The sequence below is a fragment of the Vallitalea longa genome (assembly GCF_027923465.1).
Classification (GTDB): domain Bacteria; phylum Bacillota; class Clostridia; order Lachnospirales; family Vallitaleaceae; genus Vallitalea; species Vallitalea longa.
This window is the reverse complement of sequence record NZ_BRLB01000020.1, coordinates 39,187-63,940: the sequence shown is the minus strand read 5'-3', so window position 1 is coordinate 63,940 and position 24,754 is coordinate 39,187. Positions and strand designations below refer to the sequence as shown.

The window sequence follows — 24,754 nt, the reverse complement described above, 5'->3', positions numbered from 1 at the left end:
TAGGTTACGATATTATTATGTGTATATTTAATAATAATACACTAGTAAATATTGTTTGTAATCCTAATCTTTTCTAGTAATTATAGTAATATCTTCTCATATATGTTAAAAATTGGTTTACATTTATAATGAAATCTGATTTATCCTTTTATCAAAATATTTTTTTATTTTTTTATTAAGATATTTATATTCTTCTTGGAATAATTTTTCTTTTTCCAATATATCTTTTGCTAAAATATTAGCTTCTTTTAATATATCCATATCTCTGAATATATCTCCAATATTAAATTCTGGAAGTCCATGCTGCTTAAATCCAAATATATCTCCAGGACCTCTTAATTTCAGGTCATATTCTGATATGATGAAGCCGTCTGTGTACTTACACATTATTTCCATTCTTTTTTTAGTTATATTGTTTTTAGAATCAGTAATCAAAACACAATACGACTGATGTTTTCCTCTTCCTACTCTTCCTCTTAATTGGTGTAACCCTGCAAGTCCGAACCTCTCAGCATTTTCAATAATCATAAGCGTTGCATTAGGTACGTTCACACCGACTTCAATGACAGTTGTAGAAACAAGTATATCTATTTCATTATTGCTGAATCTTTCCATTATACTGTTTTTATCTTTTGCTTTCATTTTTCCATGTATATATTCTACTTTTATTTTATTACTAATCTTTTCTCTAATTTTTTCGGTATATGAAATAACCGATTCAAGTTCCAATGTTTCAGATTCTTCGACCATAGGACATATGATATACACTTGTCTACCACTATTAATTTGCGCTTCTATGAAAGAATATATACGTTCTCTATAAGATGTATTTACTGTATAAGTTTCTATCTTTTGCCTTCCTGGTGGCATTTCATCTATAATCGATACATCCATATCACCATAGACTATTAGTGCAAGAGTTCTTGGAATTGGTGTTGCACTCATTACTAGTATATGTGGAGAATTCCCTTTATTGGATAGATTCTCTCTCTGCTTAACTCCAAATCTATGTTGTTCATCTGTTATTGCAAGAGCTAGATTCTTGAATTCAACTTTTTCTTGAATAACAGCATGAGTTCCTATTAGTATGTTGATTTCACCATTTTTCAATTTTTCATATGTCTCTTCTTTTTGCTTTTTGGTCATGGAACCAACTAACAATTCAACATTTATCCCTAATGGATTAAGTATTTTAGTTACTGACTCAAAATGTTGTTTGGCCAAAACTTCAGTTGGCGCCATCATACAAGCTTGATAATCGTTATCGGAAACTATTGTGAGTGCTAATGCAGCAATAATTGTTTTACCAGAACCAACATCACCTTGTACAACTCTATTCATGGTTTTACTTGACTGTAGATCATTTTTAATCTCATCCCATACTTTTAACTGAGCATTGGTCAACTTATAAGGTAATGAATCAAGTAATTTTTTCTCGTTGGTTGATTTATCAATATTATAATTATTGGGTATATCAGTAGAATGCTCTTTTATTAAATTAAGTCCTAGAGCAAATAATAGGAATTCATCAAATACAAGTCTTTTTCTTGCTACTTCCATAGATTCATTATTATCAGGATTATGAATTTGGTTAATAGCATAATTATATTCAGCTAAATTATAAGAATTTCTAATGTCATCAGGTAAAAAATCCTTTAATTGATCTTTTGTATAATTCAAAGATTGTTGTATAATACTCGTCATAAAATTCATTGATACATCTTTTATCAATGGATAAATTGGTTTCAGACGATTTATTCTCATTTTATAATTATTGACATCTATTATTTCAGGAGAAACTATTTGGATTATATTATATTTATACTGGACTTTACCTTTTAAAACATATCTATTCCCTATTTTCAATTTGTTTTTTAGATAAGGTTGAGAAAAAAAGATAGCAAAAATTTCACCTGTGTCATCCCTGATTTTAGTCTTTGTTATCACAATATTTCTTTTTCTTATATTTTGGGCATTCAAACATATTATACCTTCAATAACATTGACTTCATTCATTTTTATATCTGATATTTTATTTACAGGCATATTTTTTTCATAATCCCTTGGATAATAATTTAATAGATTATCAATAGTCTTTATTCCCATTTTTTCTAATGTATTACTTTTTTTATCTCCTACGCCTTTTAGTACTGTAACAGGCAAATTAGTATTCATAAAAGTCACCCTTTATTTTTCTTGGTAAATTAAAAGCTAAAGAATCTTATTCTTTAGCCAACATAATAAATGTAAAATATTGTGATATAGTCTATTCAACTGATAAGATATAGTAATATAATGGTTGACCACCGTAATGGACTTCTACATCACAGTCTTCAAATTTATCTTCTATATACTTACCAAAATCATCTGCAACATTCTCTTCAACATCTCTACCATAATAAACAATAACCAATTCACTATCGTCTTTGACCAGTTGTTCAACTAATTCTTTAGCTGCAACATCTAATTCTTTTTCAACAGTTAGAATTTTGTCATTACCTATTCCTAAAATATCTCCCTCTTTTATCTGTTTCTCATCTATACTTGTATCCCTCACAGCAAATGTAAGCTGACCAGTTGATACATAAGACATTGAATCTTCCATATTCTTAATATTATCTTCAACATCGCTTTCATGTTCATAGCTAATCATAGCTGAGATACCTTGAGGTATTGATTTTGAAGGAATTACTACTACTTTCTTGTCTTCACATAATTCACTTGCTTGTTTAGCTGCTAATATGATATTTTTATTATTAGGAAGAACAAACACATTATCTGCATTAACTTGATTAATAGCATTAAGTACATCTTCTGTACTAGGGTTCATCGTTTGTCCACCTTGAATAATATAATCTACACCTAAACTTTTAAATATATCTTTTAATCCATCACCAATGGAAACAGCTACAAAACCTACTTGCTTTCTTTCTATTGGTTGTTCTTGTTGTGTACGTTTAATATCATCACTAACATTACTATCTTGTTGAGATACAACTTTTGATGTATGCTGTTGTCTCATATTATCTATTTTAAGATTTACTAATTCTCCTAACTCTAAAGCTTTCTGAATCGCTAATCCAGGATCATTAGTATGTACATGAGTTTTAATAATATCATCGTAACCAGCAACAACTATGGAATCACCAATAGTCTCTAAATAATTTCTGAAAACCAAACTATCCTCTTCAGTAGTTTCTGGATCATTAACATTAATAATAAATTCTGTACAATAACCAAATTTAATATCTTCCGTTGAAATTTTAGCTAAATTAGAGCTATCTACTTCATCTGTTGAATCAATAAAAGATGAAACTACATCAAAGTCTAACTCTTCGCCAGCTATAAGTGACTTATATGCGCCTTCGAAAATAAATAAAAGTCCTTGACCACCTGCATCAACAACTCCTGCCTGTTTTAATACATCTAACATATCTGGAGTTTTTTGAAGAACTTCTTTTGCATAATCAATACTCTCTCTTATGACAAACTCAATATCATTAGAGTCAATAGCCAGCATAGCTGCTCTTTCTGCCGTTTCTCTCGCAACAGTTAATATAGTTCCCTCTTTTGGTTTCATAACTGCTCTATAGGCCGTTTCAACGCCTTTTTGAAAGGATTTAGCAAGTATTAGTGTATCAATTTTATCATGTTCCGCTATAACTTTTGCGAAACCTCTCAATAATTGTGATAAGATAACACCAGAGTTTCCTCTTGCTCCTCTTAATGAGCCTGATGAAATTGCTTTAGCTACCACTTTCATATCATTACAATCAGTATTATTCACTTCTTTAGCCGCTGATAATATTGTTAAAGACATGTTTGTACCGGTATCTCCATCTGGAACTGGAAAAACATTTAATTTATCTACATAAGCTTTTTGAGATTCTAAATATTTAGCTCCAGAAACAAACATTTTCTTTAAAGTACTTGGATCAATATATTCTATAGCCACAACTTTTCCTCCTTAATTATGATACTTCTATAAGGCTAATCAACTCTAACGCCTTCTACAAAGATATTAATCTTTCCTACATCCATTCCTGTAAATTTCTCTATTTTATATTTGACAGTACTAATTAAATTATCTGCAACTGCTCTGATATTAATTCCATATTCAATAATCACATGAAAATCTATTGTAATAACATTATTTAAGATATCTACTTTTATACCTTTTGTTAAACTCTCTCTCTTAAGCAATCTAACAAATCCATTAGTAACATTTATTGTAGCCATACCAACAATACCATAGCATTCTATAGCTGTTAGTCCTGCAACTTTAGCTACTACTTCATTATCAATTGTTATATCACCGATATTCGTTCCAAATCTTCCAGTCATAATAACGAACCTCCTTTTGTGGTATTTATTTTTTCATCCCTTATTAATTATCACAAAGTACTTCTATAGTTATAACAACTATTAGGTATTCTTTTATAATATCATTATATTAAATAGTACATTTTATCATTAAGCATTATACCATTTTTTTCACTGATTTTACAATAATATTTTCTTTTCTTTAAATAATTATAATCTAATGCTTGCATTATGTCCACTTTTTTGTTAAAATTGTTTTGTTGTAAACATGTACGTATATTAAGGAGGTGCAAGTATGGCTAAGTGTGATATTTGTGATAAAGGCGTATCTTTTGGAATTCAAGTAAGCCATTCCCATAAAAGAGCTAATAAAATGTGGAAACCTAATATTAGAAGAGTTAGAGCAATTGTTAATGGTCAACCTAAAAGAATTAATGTTTGTTCTAAGTGTTTAAAATCAGGTGCGGTAGAACGTGCATAAAACAATCCCCATAAGGGGATTATTTTTTTTATTAAATAATTGCAGTATCAGTTCTAACATTTTAATAACCAAATACCTATACATAAACTAGTAAGTGAAAGAATGACACCTACAGCTCCTTTAGGTAGTATAGAAATTAATAGCATTCCTATGGATATAGATACTAATATGACTCCTATAAGCTTAGTTCGAAAGCACATTACTTTCACCATACATTAATTATTATTACATTATATGTTTAATATACCTGTTTGATAACCAATACCGTACTTATCTTTAAGAAATCTGATATCCGCTAATAATCATTAGTATGTTAATCCCTTGAACGAATAACTATCAAAATACCTTCCTTAATACATATTTTGGCTTGTTTCTCCGTAAATTCATTGCTAACACCTATTGAAATCCCTTTCTTCATAGTATAGCCGAATAATGGGTATTTTAATCCAGCGGTTGTGATTCCAGACACTTCATTAGTTAAAGGTATTAAAGATATGTATTTGTAATCACTTCTTTCAAAAGAAGTAGTTACATCGATTAGGGTAATGATATTATTCTTATTTATGATTCTACATTTAACATTTTTCTCTAAAGGAATCATCAGTATATGAATGTTCGCAAGAGTATGATCCATTCTGCTACCTATTCCTCCAAATATATCAATATGGGTACTTCCCATATCAATTGCTTTCATTATAGCTAAATGAGTGTCTGTTTCATCTTTTTCAGCAATAAAGTTGTCTATTAGAATTTTGGGATCATGTGTTAAGGTGTCAATAATTTTTGGGTCTATAGAATCAAAATCTCCAACTACTAGATTAGGCTTCAAATTAATATTATACATATACTGAGCCCCTTTATCCACACCTATTATATAATCGTATCTATTACAATCTGTAAATTTCTTTAGGAAATCTAAATCTATAGTTCCTCCTGTGACAATTAATGTTTTCATATCTATTTTTCACAAACCTCTCTAAAGGCTTTAATTGTATTATTTATATCTTCTGATTTATAGATTGCTGAACCTGCTACAATAACATCTGCTCCCGCATTAACAACTTTTTTTACATTATCCAGTGAAATGCCTCCATCAACTTCAATTTCACAATTAAGTCCTCTACCACAAATAACATCTTTTATTGCACTTATCTTATGCAATGAGGAATCAATGAATTTTTGTCCTCCGAAACCAGGATTTACAGACATTACTAATACCATATCAAGTTCATCTATAACATATTCCAGAACACTATTAGGTGTTGCAGGGTTTAATGCTACCGCTGCTTTTAGTCCATAATTTTTAATCAATGAAACAGTACTATGGAGATGTTTACATGCTTCTGCATGAACTGTAATAATATCCGCTCCTGCATCTTTGAATTCTTTTATATATCTACTTGGTTCTTCAATCATAAGGTGAACATCGAATATCTTATCAGTAGACTCTCTTATACTTTTGATTATAGGTGTACCAAATGAAATATTAGGTACAAATGAGCCATCCATGACATCTATGTGAACATAATCACAACCTGCTTCATCAATCTTTTTAATTTCATTACCTAAATCCGCAAAATCAGCTGCTAAAATTGAAGGTGCTATTTTAATCATTTTACCATCTCCTAATATCTTTTAATTCATTGTATAGTAATTTGTAACTTTCATATCTTGATTTGCTTATTTCACCATTTTCTATTGCATCCTTTACTGCGCAATTAGGTTCACTTATATGATTACAACCATAAAATTTACATTTATCTTCATATCTTTTAAATTCTATAAAATAGTTTTTAAGGTCATCTTTTTCAATTTCATTAATATATAATGAGCTAAAACCAGGTGTATCAACAACATAACTGTCCTTGTCAAAAGCTAATAGTGTTGCATGTCTTGTGGTATGTTTACCTCTTTTTATCTTTTCACTGACTTCTCCAGTTTCAAGCTCTTCAACAGATTGAATCAGGTTAAGTATAGAAGATTTTCCTACACCTGAAGGTCCTGCAAACACAGTTGTTTTATCATATAATATATCTCTTAGAGGCGATATGCCTATATCTTTTACTGCACTTGTTAGAAGCACATTATATCCTGTATCTTTATATATTTGTTTTATATCTTCTAATTCTTCATCTTTTATCGTATCTACTTTATTAAAACATATAACTACATCAATACTCTCTTTTTCAGCCATTATTAAAAATTTATCCAATAAATTAAAGTTCGGCTTAGGATTTTCTACTGCAAAAACTATTACAACTTGGTCTATATTCGCAACTGTTGGCCTTACCAAGCTATTCTTCCTTGGTAGAATCTCCAATATATTACCTTTCATAATCTCATTTTCAAATACGTCTATCTCTACATTATCTCCAATGAGCGGCTTAATCTTTTTATTTCTAAAGACACCTCTTGCTTTACATTCAAATATACCTTTTTCCGGTACATGTATATAGTAAAATCCAGCAATACCCTTGATGATTTTACCTATCATTAATTAGCCCCCTCTTTTTTAAAAACAAAGGGACTTTCATATTGAAAAACATCATTCAAATAAACTTTAATAGATGCTTCTCCTTCACCTGAAACGATTATTGACATAGGAAACTCCTCACTTTTTACTGTTTTATTAAATACCACATTCTCTTTTTCTTGATTAACCAGAACAACTTTAACTTGCCCTTCAGTTTGATTCACATCAAGCATATCGTTGATAATTTCTGTATGTTGGCTAAAGCTAATCTTTTTTCCCAAACTAACAACAAAATCTACAATATAATTTTCTGCAACTTCTTCACCAGGTTCAACATTTTGATTGATTACTTGGCCTTCTGGTATTGTATCATGATTTATACGTGAGACACTTCCAATCTTCAAATTACTATTTGTCAATTTATTTCTAGCTTCTTGTTCAGTATCTTTCCTTAAATTAGGTACAATCGTTTTTTTCTCTTTCTTCCCTTCACTTACAACAATAGTAACTATACCACCCTTTGGTAGATCTGTATCAGCTACAGGATATTGACTAATGACAACTCCTAAAGGTATAGAATCATGATATTGCTTCTCCATCTTTGGAGTTAAATTATTTGATATTATCCTACTCTGTGCAGTTGTAAAGTCAATATTAAGTACTTCCGGTACTTTAAAGGTTTGTACGCCCTTACTAACGGTTACCTCAACGACTTCGCCTTCTTGCAATAAGGTATTTTCTTCTGGCTCTTGTTTTATTATCTCATCCACCTCATAAGTATCATTATAAGCTGTTTCTATAATGTTAACATCTATACCATCAGGTTCCAAAATCTCTTTTGCCTCTTCCACAGTTTTTCCCTCTACCTTTGGTATTAATACTTCTTTTGGTTTCAATTTGTTTTTTATTCCATTAATAGCAAAAAATGATATTATTGATACTAAAATAATAGCGGATACTACTCCCATGAACACTACAATTTTTTCTATTTTTGGTGTTTTCTTACTAGGATTATTCTTTTTCTTGATATCTTTATCGTCCCATATTTTCTTCATATCATTATCAGACATGAAAAGGGTAGGTGAATCATCCACTATTTTAATATCAACAAAATCTTCATCTGGTGATATATTGGCTTTTTTCAAATCATCCATCAATTCATTAGCACTGGAATATCTAAATTCCATTTTCTTTAATGTTGCTTTTATAATTATAGACTCTAAGCATTTAGAAATATCGGGGTTTTTTTCTCTTGGACTTGGTAGATCTTCATTTATATGAAGTAGTGCTACTGAAACTGGACTTTCAGCTTGATAAGGTAATGTTCCTGTAGCCATTTCATACATAGTAATACCTAGAGAGTATAGATCACTTTTTTCATCACAAAATCCTCCTCTGGCTTGTTCTGGAGAAATGTAATGTACCGAACCACTAGCATTAGTAGGTGCTACGATAGTTTTATCGGTCGTAACTCTAGCAATACCAAAATCAGCTACTTTTGCTATACCATCTTTAGTTAAGATGATATTCTGTGGCTTAATATCCCTATGTATAATATGATTTTCATGTGCATGTTCTAATGCTGAAGCAATAGACGCAGAAATCTTAATTGTCTCAGCATCTGATAAAGGCGCATTACTCTTAATGTATTCTTTTAAGGTAATACCTTCTAATAATTCCATGACAATATAATATATATTTTTGTCATTTCCTACATCATATATATTTACAATATTGTGATGTGATAAACTAGCAGCAGATTGAGCCTCAACTTTGAATCGTCTAACAAACTCTTCATCAGAACAAAATTCATCTCTTAGAACTTTTATGGCCACAAATCTCTCTAATTTATTACATTTTGCTTTATAGACAATAGACATACCGCCTGAACCAATTTTCTCAATTATTTCATATCTACCACTTAAAACTACTCCTGGCTGCAACATTAAACATCACCTCATTCCCCTTTTATTAAAACAGCTGCAATATTATCAGTTCCTCCGTTATTCAGTGCTAGCTTAATCAATTCATCTAGCTTTTCATCTAGTTTTCTATTGGAACCTACTACATTAAGGATTTTATCATCTTCTAACATATTAGTTAAACCATCTGAACACATCAAAATAAATTCTTCACTGGTAATATTCAAAGTAAATATATCACATTTGACAGTCTTATCAACACCAACTGCTCTAGTAATTATATTTTTATTTGGATGGTTTCTACCTTGACATCTTGTAAGCTTGCCACATTTTATTAATTCTTCTACTAAAGAATGGTCTTCTGTTATTTGTTTAATAGTATCATTAATGAGATATAATCTACTATCACCTACATTAGCAACATATAATATATTATTTTCAATAGAACATACAATAAATGTTGTTCCCATACCGAAATAATTTTCATCAGCTAATGATTTATTATAAATTAATTCATTTATGTAATTTATGCCTTCTATAAAAGTATCAGATATATGTGTTTCACTATGAGTCTTAACATAATTCACAAATTGTTCAACAGCACACATTGACGCATATTCTCCTGCTTTATGTCCTCCCATACCATCTGCAATAATATACAAGTTAGGTAATTTTCCAATATTATCATTAGAAATAAAAAAACTATCTTGATTTATATTTCTTATTTTCCCTTTATGGGTTTTTCCTATAGCTTTCATATAACCTCCTATAGTATTACCATTATCCCTTATTTTATTTATATTTAATTACTATTTTCTTTTGTATAACTTCTTCTAAGTTGCCCGCATGCCGCATCTATATCACTACCTAATTCCCGTCTAACGGTAGTAGGTATTCTATGCTTTTCTAATATACTTTTAAATGTATTTATCGTTTCTCTGTCACTATGTTTATAGCCACTTTCTTCTACTTGATTGACAGGTATAAGATTAACATGACAAAGAATACCTTTTAATACTTTAGATAACTCTTGTGCACATTCTTTTGAATCATTTACCCCTTTAACCAAACTATACTCGAATGTAATTCTTCTCTTAGTTTCATCCACATAATTCTTGCATGTTTCTATTAAAAGCTCATAACCATAAATATTGGCAACAGGCATCATTGTTTTCCTTATTTTATTATTAGGTGCATGTAATGATATAGCTAAAGTTATTGGTATTTTTTCTTCTGCTAGCTCATTTATTTTTTCTATTATACCACAAGTAGACACTGTTATATTTCTTGCACTTATATTCATACCGTCTTCTGAATTAATAATCCTAATAAACTTAATTAGATTATCATAATTATCTAATGGTTCACCTGTACCCATAATAACAATGTTAGAAATCCTTTTACCAGTTATTCTGTTTATTTCATATATCTGACCTAACATTTCCGATGCTGCAAGATGCCTTTTTAATCCACCAATTGTCGATGCACAAAACTTACATCCCATTCTACATCCTACTTGTGAGGATATACATATGGAGTTTCCATGCTTATAAGACATTAATACACTTTCAACAACTTGATGATCGTATAATTCAAACAAAAACTTAATAGTTCCGTCTTGTGATTCTAATCGTCTAACTTCATTTAACCTTATTATGTCACAGTCTTTTGCTAATCTATCTTGTAAAGCCTTAGATATATTAGTCATATCAACAAAAGATACAACTCTCTTTTCATGTAACCATTTATATATCTGTTTGGCTCTAAATTTCTTTTCGCCAATACTCTCTAAATATTTAATCAACTCATCTATATTCATAGATAATATATCAATTTTGTTGTTCATTACTATTCCTTCCATAATCTATTTAGCTATTCTTCTAAGTTTAGCAATAAAGAATCCATCTGTATCATATTGCCCTGGCAATAATTGAATATACCCTTTTGTATCACTACCGATTCTATCTGGTAGAATATCATTAAAATCAACCAATTCAAAAGGGAAATTATCAATGAACCATCTAACATTTTGTATATTTTCTTCTGGATTAACTGTACATGTACTGAACATTAGTATACCACCTATTTTTACATATTTGTATACCACTTTCAATATATTTCTTTGTATTTCAATCAATTGTTCAATATCTTTTTTTTCAATGTTATATTTAATATCTGGTTTTTTACTTATGATTCCAAGTCCTGAACAAGGAACATCTGCTACCACTATGTCAGCTTTTTCTATTAGTGATTTATCAGTCTCTAATGCATTATACTCTCTTATTGTAACATTATTCAACTGTAATCTTTTTACATTTTCATCTATAAGATGTAATTTCTTAGGATATATATCTCTTGAATCAACACATCCTGTATTTTTCATTAGCTCTGCGAAATGGGTAGTCTTTCCACCTGGTGCAGCACATACATCAACAACGAGACTGTTTCCTTCAGGCTGTGCTAAATGCGCTACTAACATAGAACTTTCATCTTGTACAGAGAATTTACCTTCTATGAATGGCTGTAGACTTCTAATATTATTATAATTATCTATCTTCATAGCATACTCAAGTAATTTTCCTTCTTCAACATGTACATTTTCGTCTATCAATTGATTCTGTAAATCAGTATTACTAACTTTTGTGAGATTACAGCGTATACTGGTTTTAACAGTTTTATTACTATTGATACACATTTCTTTTACCGTATCATAATCGTAATATTCTAACCATAAATCTATAATATACTCTGGAAAAGAATAAACTACAGATAAATATTTAACTGGTTCATCAATTTCATTGGGGTACTGAATATCATTCAAGTTCCTTGAAATATTTCTTAAAATTCCATTTACGAATCCAGATAGATTATTGAACTTTCTTTTTTTAGTTAATTTTACAGCTTCATTACAAACAGCAGATACTGGAACTTTATCCATATATTTTATCTGATAGACAGATAGCCTAAGAATATAAAGAATGATTTTCTTCATCTTCCTAGTTTTGGTTTTGGAAAATTTATTGATGATATAATCAATAGTGATAACGTGTTCAACTGTACCTTCCACTATTCTTGTAATGAAAGCTCTATCTTGTTTATTCATTTCATTATGGCTGAAACATCTATCTATAGCTATATTGGTATAAGCTTTATCGTTAAATATATCAGTTAAAATGTTTAATGAAACATTTCTAGCGTTAATTTTATTTGTTGTATTATTAACCTTTGTCATTTCTACCCCCGGTAACTAATTGATTAGTCGTTTCTTCTGCCAGCTATCAATAGTAATCTAAGTAAACTAGATATGGATGCTGCAGCGGCTGCCACATAAGTAAGTGCAGCGGCAGATAAAACTTTTTTTGCAGGAACAATCTCTTCATAAGAAAGATACGCATTGGATTCTAGAATCCCTATTGCCCTACTAGAAGCATTAAATTCAACTGGTAGAGTTACCAATTGAAATAGTACTACAGCAGAAAATAATATAATCCCTAATTTAAGGAAAAACGCACTTGCAATCAACCCAAGTATAATAATAGGCATAGCAAGTTTAGAGGATATATTTACAATAGGATATATTGCATGTCTTACTTTTAAAAACGTATATCCCGTATTATGTTGAATTGCATGACCACATTCATGTGCTGCAACTCCAACTGCTGCTATTGATTGACTATTATAAACTGAATCAGATAATTTCAGAACTTTTTTCCTAGGGTCATAATGATCTGTTAAATTACCTCTAACATGTTCTACCCTAACATCATAGATGCCCGATCTTCTTAAAATCATCTCTGCAATATCTTTACCTGTATAACCTCTGCTATTTCTATATCCTGAATACTTCTTGAATGTTGAAGATACTTTTGATTGAGCATACAGCGATAATAACATAGCAGGTATTAATATTATGAAAGTTGGGTCATAAAAAAGACCATATGCTCCGATTCCCCTCATGTTGTCATCTCCTTCCGAGAAGTTCACCACATTCTAGTTTATAACCTCTTAAGAATGCATCTGCTGTCATTCTTTTCTTGCCTTGTAATTGAACTTCATTAATCAATAGACTGCTGTCTTTACATTTAACAACAAATCCACTTTTTGATATATCCACTATCTCTCCAGATTTTCCCTTATAATTATCTTCTATAACTGTAGCTTTCCAGATTTTAAGTATTTTATTACCTAGATAAGTATAAGCACTTGGCCATGGATTAAGACCTCTTATCAATAACTCAATTTTCTTAGCATCATATTCCCAATTGATGTTACCCATACTTTTTTCAAGCATAGGAGCGTATGTTGATTCTTCTGAATCTTGTTTTTCCCTGGTGATAGTATTATTTTGCACTTCTTTTAGTGTTTTAATCAATAATTTTGCTCCAACTTGAGATAATTTATCATGTAAGGAACCACCAGTATCATCGTCTTCTATCTTAACGGCTTCTTTCAACAACATATCTCCTGTATCAATTCCACTTGCCATATACATAGTGGTGATACCAGTCTCGGTTTCTCCATTAATCAGTGACCATTGAATTGGTCCTGCTCCTCTATATTTTGGTAATAAGGAGGCATGAACATTAATACATCCGTATTTAGGTAAATTAAGTATACGTTTATTCAATATCTTACCGAAAGCTATAACAACTATAACATCTGGTTTAATGTTCTCCATAGCCTCAACAAAATCCTCTTCGCTTAATTTTTGAGGTTGAAATACTTGTATATCATTACTGATGGCTACTTCTTTAACAGGTGTAAATAAAACTTTATTGCCTCTACCTTTTGGTTTGTCAGGCTTGGTTACGACTGCTACTACTTCATGTTCAGAATCAATCAACTCCTGTAAAGTTGGTACTGAAAAATCAGGAGTTCCCATAAATACTACTTTCACATTCTCACCCTCTTTAATCTTCCACTATTTTTTCAGCTATATCAATAAATAATTGTCCGTCTAGATGGTCAGTTTCATGACACAAAGCTATAGCCAGTAGTTCTGTACCTTCAATAGTATATCTCTCTCCATCTAAATTGGTAGCTTCTGCTTTAACATATTCAGGTCTTTTGACTATGCCTGATTTTCCTGGTACACTCAAACATGCTTCTGGATTGATTTGTTCCCCTTTGGTTTCAACAATCTTAGGGTTAATGAGTACAAGTGGACCATCACCCACATCAATCACTACAATCCTTTTCAACATACCTACTTGAGGTGCAGCTAGGCCACATCCATTAGCACTTTTCATAGTTTCTATCATATCTTCTGTCAAGACTTTTATATTTTTAGTGATCTCTTTCACTTCTCTAGCTTTCTTTCTTAAAATATCGTCGCCTACAGTTCTTATTTGTCTTAAAGCCATTAAAAAACACTCCTTTTTTCGATTTATATTTATACTTTTATGAAATGGCGTAAATTATATTAATATGACATTAATGGGTTAATATCAATATGTATTGATATATCATTGTATTTATTGCTCAATCTTATCATATATCTGTTTATGAATTGCATCAACTCCTCATATTTGTTGCCTCGTAACAAAATAACTCTTCTATAATTGTTTTTTATCTTAGATATATTAGCCGGTGAAGGACCAATAACTTCTAGCCCAAGCCTTGGAGAAACTAAACATATGTCATTTTTCAGTTCAAATGACCTTTTTATCAATTCCTTTTCATTTGTAGATTGAATCAACAGCACAAGCAAATTGGAAAAAGGTGGATAATTCATCACTTGTCTATATTTGATTTCAGCTTCATAGAAACTTTTATAATCCTGGTCTTTTGAAGTAGTTATACTATAATGGTCCGGTGTATAGGACTGTATTATAGCTGTCCCTTCCAGAATGCTTCTTCCTGCTCTCCCAGTCACTTGAGTCAATAATTGGAATGTCCTTTCAGAAGCTCTGAAATCACTCATATAGAGGGATAAATCAGCTGCTAATACTCCAACTAGTGTTACATTAGGAAAATCATGTCCCTTAGCAACCATTTGAGTACCTATTAGTATGTCTGCATCACCGTTTCGAAATTTTCCTAATATGGAATCGTAACTGTTCTTTTTAGAAGTTGTATCCAAATCCATTCTAAGTACTCTTGAACAGGGAAACTCTTTTTTCACATATGTCTCCACTTTTTCAGTACCTATTCCGAATTGCTTGATATACTTGGAATTACATGAAGGGCATTTATCCACCATATTTATCGCACTACCACAATAATGACATATAAGTTTATCATCATATGCATGGTATGTATAGGGTATATCACAATTTTTACATTTTACTACATATCCACATTGTCTGCATGATACAAATCTTGAATAACCTCGTCTATTAAGAAACAGAATTATTTGTTCTTTCTTGAAAAGCTTATTTTGTATCTCGTTTCTTAATGTGTCACTAAATATTGATTTATTACCATTAGACAGTTCTTCTCTCATATCTACGATTTCAACATTTAATTTCTTGGTCGCAGCAGCTTTATGTTTTAATTCTAGTAATGTATATTTACCTTTCCTAGCTAAATAGTATGTCTCTAAAGAAGGTGTCGCTGAACCTAGTACCACAGTTGCTCCAGTCATTTCTCCTCTTTTTATCGCTACTTCTCTAGCATGATATTTAGGTGAAATTTCAGATTTATAACTCATTTCATGTTCTTCATCAATGATTATGATTCCTAAGTTTCTAAATGGAGTGAAAACTGCTGATCTCGGTCCTATCATAATAGATATGTCTCCATCTCTTGCCCTTCTCCATCCATCATATTTTTCACCAGTAGATAATTTACTATGCATCACACCAACTTTATTTCCAAATCTGGATATAAAATTTCTTACTGTTTGAGGCGTCAAAGCAATCTCAGGTATTAAAACTATAGCTTGCTGACCTTTCTCTATCACTTTTTTGATTATCTGCATATATACTTCTGTTTTCCCACTACCAGTGATTCCATGAACCAAAAAAACATGACTATCATTATCAAGATTATCTGATATTACATCTATTGCCTTTTGCTGTTCTTCATTAGGCATTTTATTTATAGTTCTTTTAAACTCATCAACTTTATAAGGTTCCCTATATATATGTTCTAAATTTACAGTTATAATTCCTTTTTTCTCCAGATTAGTCAGAACAGATGTAGTTATATTAGCTTTTCTAATTATAGTATTTTGTCTACACCTCTCATTATTAATCAGATATTTTCCAGCTCTTGATAACGCTTTAAAATTCTTGTCATCCCATATCTTAATATATGATTCCAATTCTCTTACGTTTACATTTCTAACAATTTCTTTTTGGGTCTTGTCGTTTACTTTTTTACTAATGGGAATTAATGTTCTAAGAGCTGATATTATTGTGCAAGCATATCTTTCTTTCATCCATACAGCTAATTTAATCAAATGAGCTTCTATAGACACATTAATTGCATCTATACTGATTATATCTTTAATTTTATCTATATCAAAATTGGGTTTATCAGTAAACCCTACAACATATCCATTTATGTTTTTATTTCCTTTTCCAAAAGGTATATTGACAACTGTCCCAACTGTTATTTCATTAGTTAATTCATCAGGTACACGATACTGAAATACTTTATCCAACTTCGAATGAGATATATCAACAATAATATCTGCATAATTTTTCATATAATCTTCCTTTTATGTAAAACTCGTATAAACTCAACACTCTACATACCATTATTTTCTTATTATAACACATGAAAAGCCATATCACAATGTAATAGACTGATACATTATATCAAATGCTTAGCCATAAATAAATATGAAATAATTTTCAATCCGGTATTGTTAAAGAAAATGTACTCGTGTATAATCAATGTAAAATTATAAAAATAACACCGAAGCAAAAGGCAATGAATATTACTTAATATAATACAAGAGGTGGCATAAATGGAACTATTATCAAAACAACTTGACCAGTTAATAATATATAATAAAATATTAGATGATCCTATTGTTGAAGTTGTTTACAATCTACTAGATTCAATAACTAAACAAGAAAGTAATGATATCTCCAAGAAATTATTTATAGAAATACATAGATTGTTAATTGTAAAAGCTGAAAATGAAGGACTTACCGGCAATTTATGGAAGCATCATCTATCAAAGATCATTCTTCTAGATGAAAACCCATTTACTTTATCTAGCGAACTATATGGAAATTCCATAGGAAAAAGCATATATGAAATTGCAACTCATGATTTGAAAATCCTAAAGAACATCTACAACATTGATTGGGCTGAATTAGCAACTAAACTTGATATTGATTACTTGAATAGTATAAAAGATTATCAACCTACAATTAATTCTAATTTTCTTGATTCTACTAGTATAATCATATTTCTTGACAATATGGATATTGACCATGTGACAAAAAATATATCGGATTTTCATTATAATAATGGCTGTGGAATCTTCATTACCCATAATTCATTCAGATGGGATAATAGAATACTTCCTATCTTGAATCCTGACCCTATCAGCTTTAGTGATTTATATGGATTTGAACTTCAGAGAAAAACACTTATCAAAAATACAAAAGCATTCTTACAAGGTAAAAAAGCCAACAATATTCTTTTAGTTGGTCATAGAGGAACAGGAAAATCCTCATCCGTAAAAGCTTTAGTTAATGAATATCATAGCGAAGGGCTACGGATAGTAGAAATCAATAAACACCAATTATCTGATTATCATTTAATCATAAAAGCACTAAAAAACAGGAAACATAAATTTATCATATTTATGGATGATCTTTCTTTTGAAGATTTTGAAGTCGAGTATAAGAATATGAAAGCAATCATTGAAGGCGGAGTTGAAGTTAGACCTGATAATGTTCTAATATATGCAACTTCCAACAGAAGACACCTAATAAAAGAAACATGGAAAGATCGTGAAGGTGGAGACGTTCATGCTATGGACTCCATTGAAGAAAAGTTATCTCTATCAGACAGATTTGGAATTACCATTACTTATAATGCTCCAAATCAAGATAAATATCTTGAAATAGTTAAAGGAATGGCTTCAAAACATAATATTGATATTCCTTGGGAAGAATTAAGGCAAAAAGCAATAAAGTGGGAATTATGGCATAATGGACGTTCTGGAAGATCGGCTCAGCAATTTATAACATCACTGCTAGGTGAAATTTGAAAACAAAAAAAGGGGTATCCCCCTTTTTCTAATCTTCAATATCTTCATCAATATCATGTGAAACTATATCGATTTTACCTTCATATAATTCATTTACTGCATTTGATAGTGGTTTAGTAAAATTCTTGCTGGAAAGTATTTCATCTCCCCCAATAATTTCTCTAGCTCTTTTTGCTGAAGCAATAACAATTGAATATCTGCTCTTTAGCTTCTCTTCGTCACTGCCCATTCTATCATTTATTGTTGTCATTAAATCTGTATAAGATGGATGTAACATCTAAATCTCTCCTTTCAAATACTCTTTAAATTCGCCTTTTAATCGTTCTCTTAATTCATTATTTCTCTTAGCATTTTTATGTTCAGCATTAATTATTGAATTAATGTCTTCTGCACATGTTTGTAAATCATCGTTAATGACAATATAGTCATATTTATTCATGACTTCAGCTTCTTCATAAGCTCTTTTAAGCCTTTTATCAATAACTTCTATACTTTCTGTACCTCTATTTTGTAACCTTGCTTTTAATTCCTTTACAGTAGGTGCAGTAATAAAAATCAACACTGCATCTTCATATTGCTGTTTGACATCAAGTGCTCCTTGCATCTCAATTTCTAATATTACATTTTTGCCTTGTTCAAGGCTGTGTTCTACAAATTTTCTAGGAGTACCATAATAGTTATCACAATATGATGCCCATTCGATTAATTCATTATTCTCAATCATTCTCTCAAATTCTTTTTTACTATCAAAGAAATATTCTCTTCCATGCTCTTCATACTCTCTAGGAGATCTGGTTGTTGAAGATATAGAAAGAATATAATCACCTTTGGTGAGAAGTTCTTTGACTACAGAACCTTTACCAGCACCAGAAAAACCTGATATAATTATGAGTATGCCCTTTTTATTCATCTAATCACCTTTAATTTATGTTTTTTTAAGTTCATTATCTATTGCTAAAAATAATATCCTCTAGTATAACAGAAATTCTTCAATTAATAGAAATATTCTCTTCTGTTATGTCTTGAATATCTTTAGATAATCTTTGTCCTACTGTTTCGGGCAAAATCGCTGATAGAATAACATGCCCACTATCCATTATAATCACTGCTCTTGTTTTTCGACCATATGTTGCATCAATCAGTTTTTTGTCATCTCTTCCATTTTGTATAACTCTTTTTATCGGTGCTGATTCAGGGCTTATGATAGCAATTATTCTATTTGCAGATATAATATTTCCGAAACCAATATTAACCATTTGAATCATATGCTAATCTCCCTTATTACTATATTTATTCAATATTTTGTATTTGTTCACGAATTTTTTCTATCTCAGTTTTAAGCTCTAATCCATTGGTAGAAATTTCAATATCACTGGATTTTGATAATATGGTATTAGATTCTCTATTCATTTCTTGTAAAAGGAAATCTAATTTTCTGCCTATAGGTATTTCTTTATTCAAAGTCCTTCTCATGTGTTCAACATGACTTTCTAACCTTACAATTTCTTCATCTACACAGCATTTATCTGCATATATGGCTACTTCTACAGCTAATCTAGCTTCATCAATAGTACTGTTCAGTAAATCATTTATTCTATTTTCTAATTTTTCTTTATACTCTTCTATAACATAAGGAGCTCTAGTTTTAATGTTTTTAACTAACTTATTTATATTATCCAGTTTCTTGATAATATCACTCTTCAATAATTCACCCTCAGTTATTCTAGTGGATATAAGTTTTTCTATAGCTGTATTCAATGCATTCTCTAGTATATCCCATAATAATTCTTCATTGATCTCTTGTTCTTCGATTGTAATAACTTCTGGGTATCTGGTAATATTAGAAACTTTTATGTCATTTTCCAATTGGAATTTTTTACTGATTACATCAAAATATTTAAGATATTGTTCAATCAGGTCTTCATTGATCTTAATACATTCGTTTCCTTCAGAATTGTCTTCATATGAAACAAAGATATCGACTTTACCTCTAGATATTTTTTTCTTAACGAAATTTCTGATATCATTTTCTAAAAAACTAATTTTTTTTGGCATCCTGATGTTAATATCACAATATCTATGATTAACAGATTTTATCTCAACTGTCATTTTTCTATCATTAGATACGTTTTCACCCCTACCAAAGCCTGTCATGCTTTTTACCACTATAATCACTCATTTCTCAAATATGAATATATTAATAAAAATATTCCATATTTATTGGTATTATCCTTATGGTATTATACCTTACTATAAATGTCTAGTCAACAAAAGTAATAAAAAAACATTACCACTCTAATCGAAAAAACAACTAGGTGGCAATATGTTTTATTATATATTTTTACTTGTATTGGCTTTCATGTTTTTCAAAGAAATCTATACGAGGTTCCAAAAACTTGATTTTATGATTGACATAATCGTCAATTAGAGAATATATTGTCTCAAAAATATAATCCCAGTTCCAGATTTTTTCATCTAGATTAAGATATTCTCTAACCATCTTACAGCTATCTGGGGCTATCGGATGGATTAATGTTATAGCAGTACGAACACCATGAAAAGCATTGACCAATACTTGTTTCCTTAGTTCATCATCTTCGTTTGCTTCAGCTTTTTTCATATTGTTGACCCAATATTTATTTAATTTTCTAATATAATCATCCAATACATATATGATTCTATGGAAATCATGATTGTACATATGTTTTTCGTAATTCAATACTGCTTGCTTAGCATCTTCCAATATTTTTTCGTCGATATCACCTTCAGGTATCTTTGAGTCAAAATATTTTTGTGATGTATAGAAACAAGATCTTATCAGCCTGTTGAATACGTTAGTAAGCAAGTTACCATCTTTCAAAACAGTATCTGGACCTTGTCTATCTTCTTCTTTCATAAACACTTGAGGTGTGAAGCTTACACTTTTCTTCGCTAGTCCAAGACTTAGAAAATGCATTCTCAATTGTTCTGCAGTATAATGGCTCAATAATTCTTCTGCCATAGGAGGTTTGATATCACTGCTGCTACTTGCTTTTTTGTCCATAAATAAAACATGGTTATTAGGTATTAAATGAGGAAGATTGATATTTTCCCAATCAAGTGATTCTTCATCATTGATATTACGTAATGCTAAGAACATACCCATTTCCGCTATACCATAGAAGTATATATTATCTTCTCCAATGAACTGGTATACCTTGGAATCTTTTGATTGCCACCAATCTTTCCACTCATCTTTATCCTTACCGATCGATTCTAAATAAGCTTTAGTAAACGAGATAGGTGCCCATAGAGATTCTGGCCATACCCAAAATGTGAGATCTTCTAATTCTTCCTTATCTGGAACATCAATCCCCCATTCAACATTGCCTGATAATCTAAATGGCACTAATGTCTTTCCTGTCCTAAATCTTATACCTAATTTATCAAATACTTTTCTTGCTTCATCTCTGTCATCTAAATTATCAAATACGAAAGTTATAGAAGGTTTTTTCGGCTCATCTATTATGGAATGCTTAGGAAGTTTCTCTTGTACATCGGATAGATTATCCTCCAATTGCTTTCTCTTCACATATATAATAGGTGGTTTCAAGAATTCTTCTATTGTGTTTAATAAAAACTTTCTGGAATTAGATTTTTCCTTTAGATATTTATTTCTATCTTTTAAAATATCATTATATTCTTCTAATTTAAAATACCAATTCTTAACATCCCTAAGTTCCGGTGTCTTTCCTGATAATGTGCTTTTGGGGTCTATTAATTCGTTAGGCATATACATATGTCCCATAGAACATTCATCCGCATATGCTTTATCTGAATTACATCCTTCGATTGGGCACTTACCTATTACTTGTCTACCATTAAGTAATACTTTTTTTTCTGGGTCATAGAATTGTGGTGAAGATAATTGGGTAAGATATCCATTTTCATATAATTTATTAAATATATCAATTGAAACTTCTTCATGAATCTCTGATGCTCTGTCAAGTCCAGAAGCTGCATACAAATTGAGACTCATCTCATATTTTTCTAATACTTCTTTCTGCTTATCATGATTTGACCTAACATAGTCTTCTAGAGAGCCATCAAATTTATTTTCATCAACAAGTTTTTTATAATTAGCTAATATAGGTGAACCATAACAGTCTGTTCCAGATACGAATATAACATTTTCTTTACCAATCCTATCTCTTAAAAATCTAGCATAAGTATCAGCATGAACAAATACTCCGCCAACATGACCGAAATGTAATTCTTTATTACCATAAGGCATCCCTGCTGTTATAACAGCTTTTTTAGGAAACTCTGGTCTTCTTCTTCTATTGTCTTTCATAAGCAAACTCCTTTTAATAAATTTTTATTGTACTTATTATCTAGGATTATTTCCAGATAGGATTCATGGAAAAAAGCTCATAAAAAAACACCTCCTACAAGTATTTGTAGGGGCGATTTATATCGCGGTACCACCCTATTTTTATTAATATGTCACCATACTAATCTCATCAAGTACTAATAATACTTTAGTTCTGTAACGTGAACAAACGTCATAGCATCACCTATTATCGTATTTACTCAATTATGTATTCTAATCCGAACACACCTATTTTTATCATGATAATAAGATCCGTATGCAGCTTAGAGGCTTGTTTCATCAAATATCCACTATTCCTTTTCACCTTCTGGAACTCTCTGTAAGTTTCTAATTCAACTACTCTTCTCTTCATTGCTTTTATTTTCTAAAAGTATATTAAAAGATGTATGTTTTGTCAAGGGGTATTTACGTATTATAACTAAAAAATTATGCCCCATAAAGAATTTCTATGAGAAATAGAAAGTAGGACTATCTATTTAAAAAATAATAAAGCTGTATTATAATACATTTTCATGGATATAAACTTCTATTACAATCATTATCGTAAAGAGATTTTTTTAAAAAATGTATTATAAACAGCTTTTATAAATTATCTTTTGCCTAATTCTTTATATTCACTAGGCTCTGTTATGTTCTTATATGCAGGTCTTATTATCCTGTTTGCTCCGTAGAATTCTTCAATTCTATGAGCACACCATCCACCAATTCTTGCTATAGCAAATATTGGCGTATATAATTCAGGTGGTATCTGTAACATACTGTATACAAATCCTGAATAGAAATCCACATTAGCACATATATCTTTGGAAGAACCTTTTACTTTTGCAAATACTTCTGGTGCCAGATTTTCTATAGATTCATACAAATTAAATTCTTTCATCATATCTTTTTCAATTGCCAATTGATAAGCTTTTTTCTTAAGCATAACAGCTCTTGGATCAGATAATGTATATATTGCATGACCCATACCATAAATAAGTCCTGAACCATCATTAGCTTGTTTTTTCAATATTTTAGTCAAGTAGTCAGCTATTTCTTTCTTATCGTCCCAATTATTGATATGAGATTTTATATCATCCATCATTTGTCTAACTTTATTATTAGCTCCACCATGTTTTGGACCTTTTAATGATCCTATTGCTGCTGCAATGGCAGAATAAGTATCTGTTCCTGAAGATGATACAACTCTTGCTGTAAATGCAGAGTTATTACCTCCTCCATGCTCAGCATGTAATACTAGACATAGATCCAGTAACTCAGCTTCTGATTTAGTGAATTTATTGTCTACACGTAACATATGCAAAAAGTTCTCTGCTGTACTAAGATTTCTTGTAGTATTGTGTATATAAAGACTCTTGTTATCATAATAATGAGATTTCGCTTGGAAAGCATAGGCAACTAAGATTGGAAATCTAGCTATCAATTCTATACATTGTCTAAGCATATTTTCTATACTCGTATCATCTGGATTATCATCATATGAATAGGTTGCCAGAACACTTCTAGCTAATTTGTTCATTATATTAGGACTTGGTGCCTTTAAAATCATATCTTCAGTAAATCCATCAGGTATCTCTCTGCTTTCTCCTAATATCTCATTAAATTCTTTTAATTCATTTCTTGTAGGTAATGAACCAAAAAGTAACAAATAGCATACTTCTTCAAAGCCGTATCTATTTTCAACTTGAAATCCATCAACTATATCTTTAACATCAATACCTCTATATAGCAATCGACCTTCTGCTGGTATTTTATCTCCGTCTTTCAGATTATAACCTATTACATCACCAATTTCAGTTAATCCTGCAAGAACACCAGTTCCGTTTTTATTTCTCAATCCTCGCTTAACACCATATTTATCATATAACTCTAAATCGATTTTATTATTGGTTTCAGCTAAATTGGTAAATTTCAGTATTCTTCTATATATTTCTTTATCGCTCAATATATCATCCCCTTTGTATTATTATAATTCCGTATTTATAAATATTAGTAAATGTATTTT

Annotated in this window: 22 protein-coding genes and 1 other annotated feature; of the genes, 2 read left to right on the top strand and 20 right to left on the bottom strand. The window is 30.4% G+C overall.

What is annotated here, in order from left to right; genetic code table 11:
* Nucleotides 1–123: 123 nt before the first annotated feature.
* The 3 genes from recG to QMG30_RS21145 form a co-directional block, all read right to left on the bottom strand.
* A complete protein-coding gene (gene recG / locus QMG30_RS21155) occupies nt 124–2,175 on the bottom strand; it encodes an ATP-dependent DNA helicase RecG (protein ID WP_281818977.1) in 2,052 nt (683 codons plus the stop codon).
* 91 nt (nt 2,176–2,266) lie between these two features.
* A complete protein-coding gene (locus QMG30_RS21150; RefSeq protein ID WP_281818976.1) occupies nt 2,267–3,955 on the bottom strand; it encodes a DAK2 domain-containing protein in 1,689 nt (562 codons plus the stop codon).
* Between the two features lie 35 nt (nt 3,956–3,990).
* Nucleotides 3,991–4,344, bottom strand: coding sequence for an Asp23/Gls24 family envelope stress response protein (locus QMG30_RS21145; protein ID WP_281818974.1), 354 nt, complete (start codon nt 4,342–4,344; stop codon nt 3,991–3,993).
* A gap of 274 nt (nt 4,345–4,618) precedes the next feature.
* On the opposite strand from QMG30_RS21145, the gene rpmB reads away from it, so the two are divergent.
* On the top strand, nt 4,619–4,804 hold the full coding sequence (gene rpmB / locus QMG30_RS21140) for a 50S ribosomal protein L28 (RefSeq protein WP_281818972.1): 186 nt from the start codon (nt 4,619–4,621) through the stop codon (nt 4,802–4,804).
* Nucleotides 4,805–5,117: 313 nt separating this feature from the next.
* Here rpmB and QMG30_RS21135 read toward each other — a convergent pair whose 3' ends face one another.
* The 11 genes from QMG30_RS21135 to priA are packed head-to-tail and all read right to left on the bottom strand — an operon-like array spanning nt 5,118 to nt 16,853.
* Nucleotides 5,118–5,759 carry a thiamine diphosphokinase gene (locus QMG30_RS21135; protein WP_281818970.1) on the bottom strand — a complete coding sequence of 214 codons (642 nt, stop codon included), beginning with the start codon at nt 5,757–5,759 and terminating at the stop codon, nt 5,118–5,120.
* Between the two features lie 2 nt (nt 5,760–5,761).
* Nucleotides 5,762–6,418, bottom strand: a complete 657-nt coding sequence (gene rpe, locus QMG30_RS21130) for a ribulose-phosphate 3-epimerase (protein ID WP_281818968.1) — start codon at nt 6,416–6,418, stop codon at nt 5,762–5,764.
* Between the two features lies 1 nt (nt 6,419).
* Nucleotides 6,420–7,298, bottom strand: a complete 879-nt coding sequence (gene rsgA, locus QMG30_RS21125) for a ribosome small subunit-dependent GTPase A (protein ID WP_281818966.1) — start codon at nt 7,296–7,298, stop codon at nt 6,420–6,422.
* Nucleotides 7,298–9,223, bottom strand: a complete 1,926-nt coding sequence (pknB, locus tag QMG30_RS21120; protein WP_281818964.1) for a Stk1 family PASTA domain-containing Ser/Thr kinase — start codon at nt 9,221–9,223, stop codon at nt 7,298–7,300. The genes rsgA and pknB overlap by 1 nt, the downstream gene beginning before the upstream one ends.
* An 11-nt stretch (nt 9,224–9,234) precedes the next feature.
* On the bottom strand, nt 9,235–9,957 hold the full coding sequence (locus QMG30_RS21115) for a Stp1/IreP family PP2C-type Ser/Thr phosphatase (RefSeq protein ID WP_281818963.1): 723 nt from the start codon (nt 9,955–9,957) through the stop codon (nt 9,235–9,237).
* Between the two features lie 44 nt (nt 9,958–10,001).
* Complete coding sequence (gene rlmN, locus QMG30_RS21110; RefSeq protein WP_281818962.1) at nt 10,002–11,045, bottom strand: dual-specificity RNA methyltransferase RlmN; 1,044 nt, start codon at nt 11,043–11,045, stop codon at nt 10,002–10,004.
* A gap of 18 nt (nt 11,046–11,063) precedes the next feature.
* Nucleotides 11,064–12,431, bottom strand: a complete 1,368-nt coding sequence (rsmB, locus tag QMG30_RS21105; RefSeq protein ID WP_281818961.1) for a 16S rRNA (cytosine(967)-C(5))-methyltransferase RsmB — start codon at nt 12,429–12,431, stop codon at nt 11,064–11,066.
* Nucleotides 12,432–12,454: 23 nt separating this feature from the next.
* Nucleotides 12,455–13,156: a zinc metallopeptidase gene (locus QMG30_RS21100; protein WP_281818960.1), complete on the bottom strand. Its 702-nt coding sequence runs from the start codon at nt 13,154–13,156 to the stop codon at nt 12,455–12,457.
* A 4-nt stretch (nt 13,157–13,160) separates the two neighbouring features.
* Nucleotides 13,161–14,096, bottom strand: coding sequence for a methionyl-tRNA formyltransferase (fmt, locus tag QMG30_RS21095; RefSeq protein WP_281818958.1), 936 nt, complete (start codon nt 14,094–14,096; stop codon nt 13,161–13,163).
* Between the two features lie 13 nt (nt 14,097–14,109).
* On the bottom strand, nt 14,110–14,562 hold the full coding sequence (def, locus tag QMG30_RS21090; RefSeq protein ID WP_281818956.1) for a peptide deformylase: 453 nt from the start codon (nt 14,560–14,562) through the stop codon (nt 14,110–14,112).
* A 59-nt stretch (nt 14,563–14,621) separates the two neighbouring features.
* Nucleotides 14,622–16,853 carry a primosomal protein N' gene (priA, locus tag QMG30_RS21085; protein ID WP_281818954.1) on the bottom strand — a complete coding sequence of 744 codons (2,232 nt, stop codon included), beginning with the start codon at nt 16,851–16,853 and terminating at the stop codon, nt 14,622–14,624.
* Nucleotides 16,854–17,117: 264 nt separating this feature from the next.
* Here priA and QMG30_RS21080 point away from each other — a divergent pair, with 264 nt between their 5' ends.
* Entirely contained in the window at nt 17,118–18,377 is a 1,260-nt protein-coding gene (locus tag QMG30_RS21080; protein WP_281818952.1) for an ATP-binding protein, read from the top strand.
* Nucleotides 18,378–18,405: 28 nt separating this feature from the next.
* Here QMG30_RS21080 and rpoZ read toward each other — a convergent pair whose 3' ends face one another.
* From rpoZ to QMG30_RS21050, 6 genes are all read right to left on the bottom strand, one after another.
* Entirely contained in the window at nt 18,406–18,654 is a 249-nt protein-coding gene (gene rpoZ, locus QMG30_RS21075; RefSeq protein WP_281818951.1) for a DNA-directed RNA polymerase subunit omega, read from the bottom strand.
* Complete coding sequence (gmk, locus tag QMG30_RS21070; protein ID WP_281818950.1) at nt 18,655–19,287, bottom strand: guanylate kinase; 633 nt, start codon at nt 19,285–19,287, stop codon at nt 18,655–18,657. It lies immediately after the preceding gene.
* A gap of 79 nt (nt 19,288–19,366) precedes the next feature.
* Entirely contained in the window at nt 19,367–19,642 is a 276-nt protein-coding gene (remA, locus tag QMG30_RS21065) for an extracellular matrix/biofilm regulator RemA (RefSeq protein ID WP_281818949.1), read from the bottom strand.
* 25 nt (nt 19,643–19,667) lie between these two features.
* Complete coding sequence (locus tag QMG30_RS21060) at nt 19,668–20,543, bottom strand: YicC/YloC family endoribonuclease (RefSeq protein ID WP_281818948.1); 876 nt, start codon at nt 20,541–20,543, stop codon at nt 19,668–19,670.
* A gap of 175 nt (nt 20,544–20,718) precedes the next feature.
* Nucleotides 20,719–22,710: a methionine--tRNA ligase gene (locus QMG30_RS21055; RefSeq protein WP_281818947.1), complete on the bottom strand. Its 1,992-nt coding sequence runs from the start codon at nt 22,708–22,710 to the stop codon at nt 20,719–20,721.
* A 105-nt stretch (nt 22,711–22,815) separates the two neighbouring features.
* Nucleotides 22,816–23,110: a binding site (T-box leader), on the bottom strand.
* 228 nt (nt 23,111–23,338) lie between these two features.
* Complete coding sequence (locus tag QMG30_RS21050) at nt 23,339–24,694, bottom strand: citrate/2-methylcitrate synthase (protein WP_281818946.1); 1,356 nt, start codon at nt 24,692–24,694, stop codon at nt 23,339–23,341.
* Nucleotides 24,695–24,754 lie beyond the last annotated feature (60 nt).

Excerpts from the sequence above, each read along its gene's own strand:
- def (WP_281818956.1), bottom strand. The coding sequence starts at position 14,562 with ATGGCTTTAAGACAAATAAGAACTGTAGGCGACGATATTTTAAGAAAG.
- rsgA (WP_281818966.1), bottom strand. The coding sequence starts at position 7,298 with ATGATAGGTAAAATCATCAAGGGTATTGCTGGATTTTACTATATACAT.
- pknB (WP_281818964.1), bottom strand. The coding sequence starts at position 9,223 with ATGTTGCAGCCAGGAGTAGTTTTAAGTGGTAGATATGAAATAATTGAG.
- rpmB (WP_281818972.1), top strand. The coding sequence starts at position 4,619 with ATGGCTAAGTGTGATATTTGTGATAAAGGCGTATCTTTTGGAATTCAA.
- recG (WP_281818977.1), bottom strand. The coding sequence starts at position 2,175 with ATGAATACTAATTTGCCTGTTACAGTACTAAAAGGCGTAGGAGATAAA.
- QMG30_RS21115 (WP_281818963.1), bottom strand. The coding sequence starts at position 9,957 with ATGAAAGCTATAGGAAAAACCCATAAAGGGAAAATAAGAAATATAAAT.
- remA (WP_281818949.1), bottom strand. The coding sequence starts at position 19,642 with ATGATTCAAATGGTTAATATTGGTTTCGGAAATATTATATCTGCAAAT.
- gmk (WP_281818950.1), bottom strand. The coding sequence starts at position 19,287 with ATGAATAAAAAGGGCATACTCATAATTATATCAGGTTTTTCTGGTGCT.
- priA (WP_281818954.1), bottom strand. The coding sequence starts at position 16,853 with ATGAAAAATTATGCAGATATTATTGTTGATATATCTCATTCGAAGTTG.
- QMG30_RS21145 (WP_281818974.1), bottom strand. The coding sequence starts at position 4,344 with ATGACTGGAAGATTTGGAACGAATATCGGTGATATAACAATTGATAAT.
- QMG30_RS21080 (WP_281818952.1), top strand. The coding sequence starts at position 17,118 with ATGGAACTATTATCAAAACAACTTGACCAGTTAATAATATATAATAAA.
- rsmB (WP_281818961.1), bottom strand. The coding sequence starts at position 12,431 with ATGACAAAGGTTAATAATACAACAAATAAAATTAACGCTAGAAATGTT.
- QMG30_RS21055 (WP_281818947.1), bottom strand. The coding sequence starts at position 22,710 with ATGAAAGACAATAGAAGAAGAAGACCAGAGTTTCCTAAAAAAGCTGTT.
- QMG30_RS21135 (WP_281818970.1), bottom strand. The coding sequence starts at position 5,759 with ATGAAAACATTAATTGTCACAGGAGGAACTATAGATTTAGATTTCCTA.
- rpoZ (WP_281818951.1), bottom strand. The coding sequence starts at position 18,654 with ATGTTACATCCATCTTATACAGATTTAATGACAACAATAAATGATAGA.
- QMG30_RS21100 (WP_281818960.1), bottom strand. The coding sequence starts at position 13,156 with ATGAGGGGAATCGGAGCATATGGTCTTTTTTATGACCCAACTTTCATA.
- rlmN (WP_281818962.1), bottom strand. The coding sequence starts at position 11,045 with ATGAACAACAAAATTGATATATTATCTATGAATATAGATGAGTTGATT.
- rpe (WP_281818968.1), bottom strand. The coding sequence starts at position 6,418 with ATGATTAAAATAGCACCTTCAATTTTAGCAGCTGATTTTGCGGATTTA.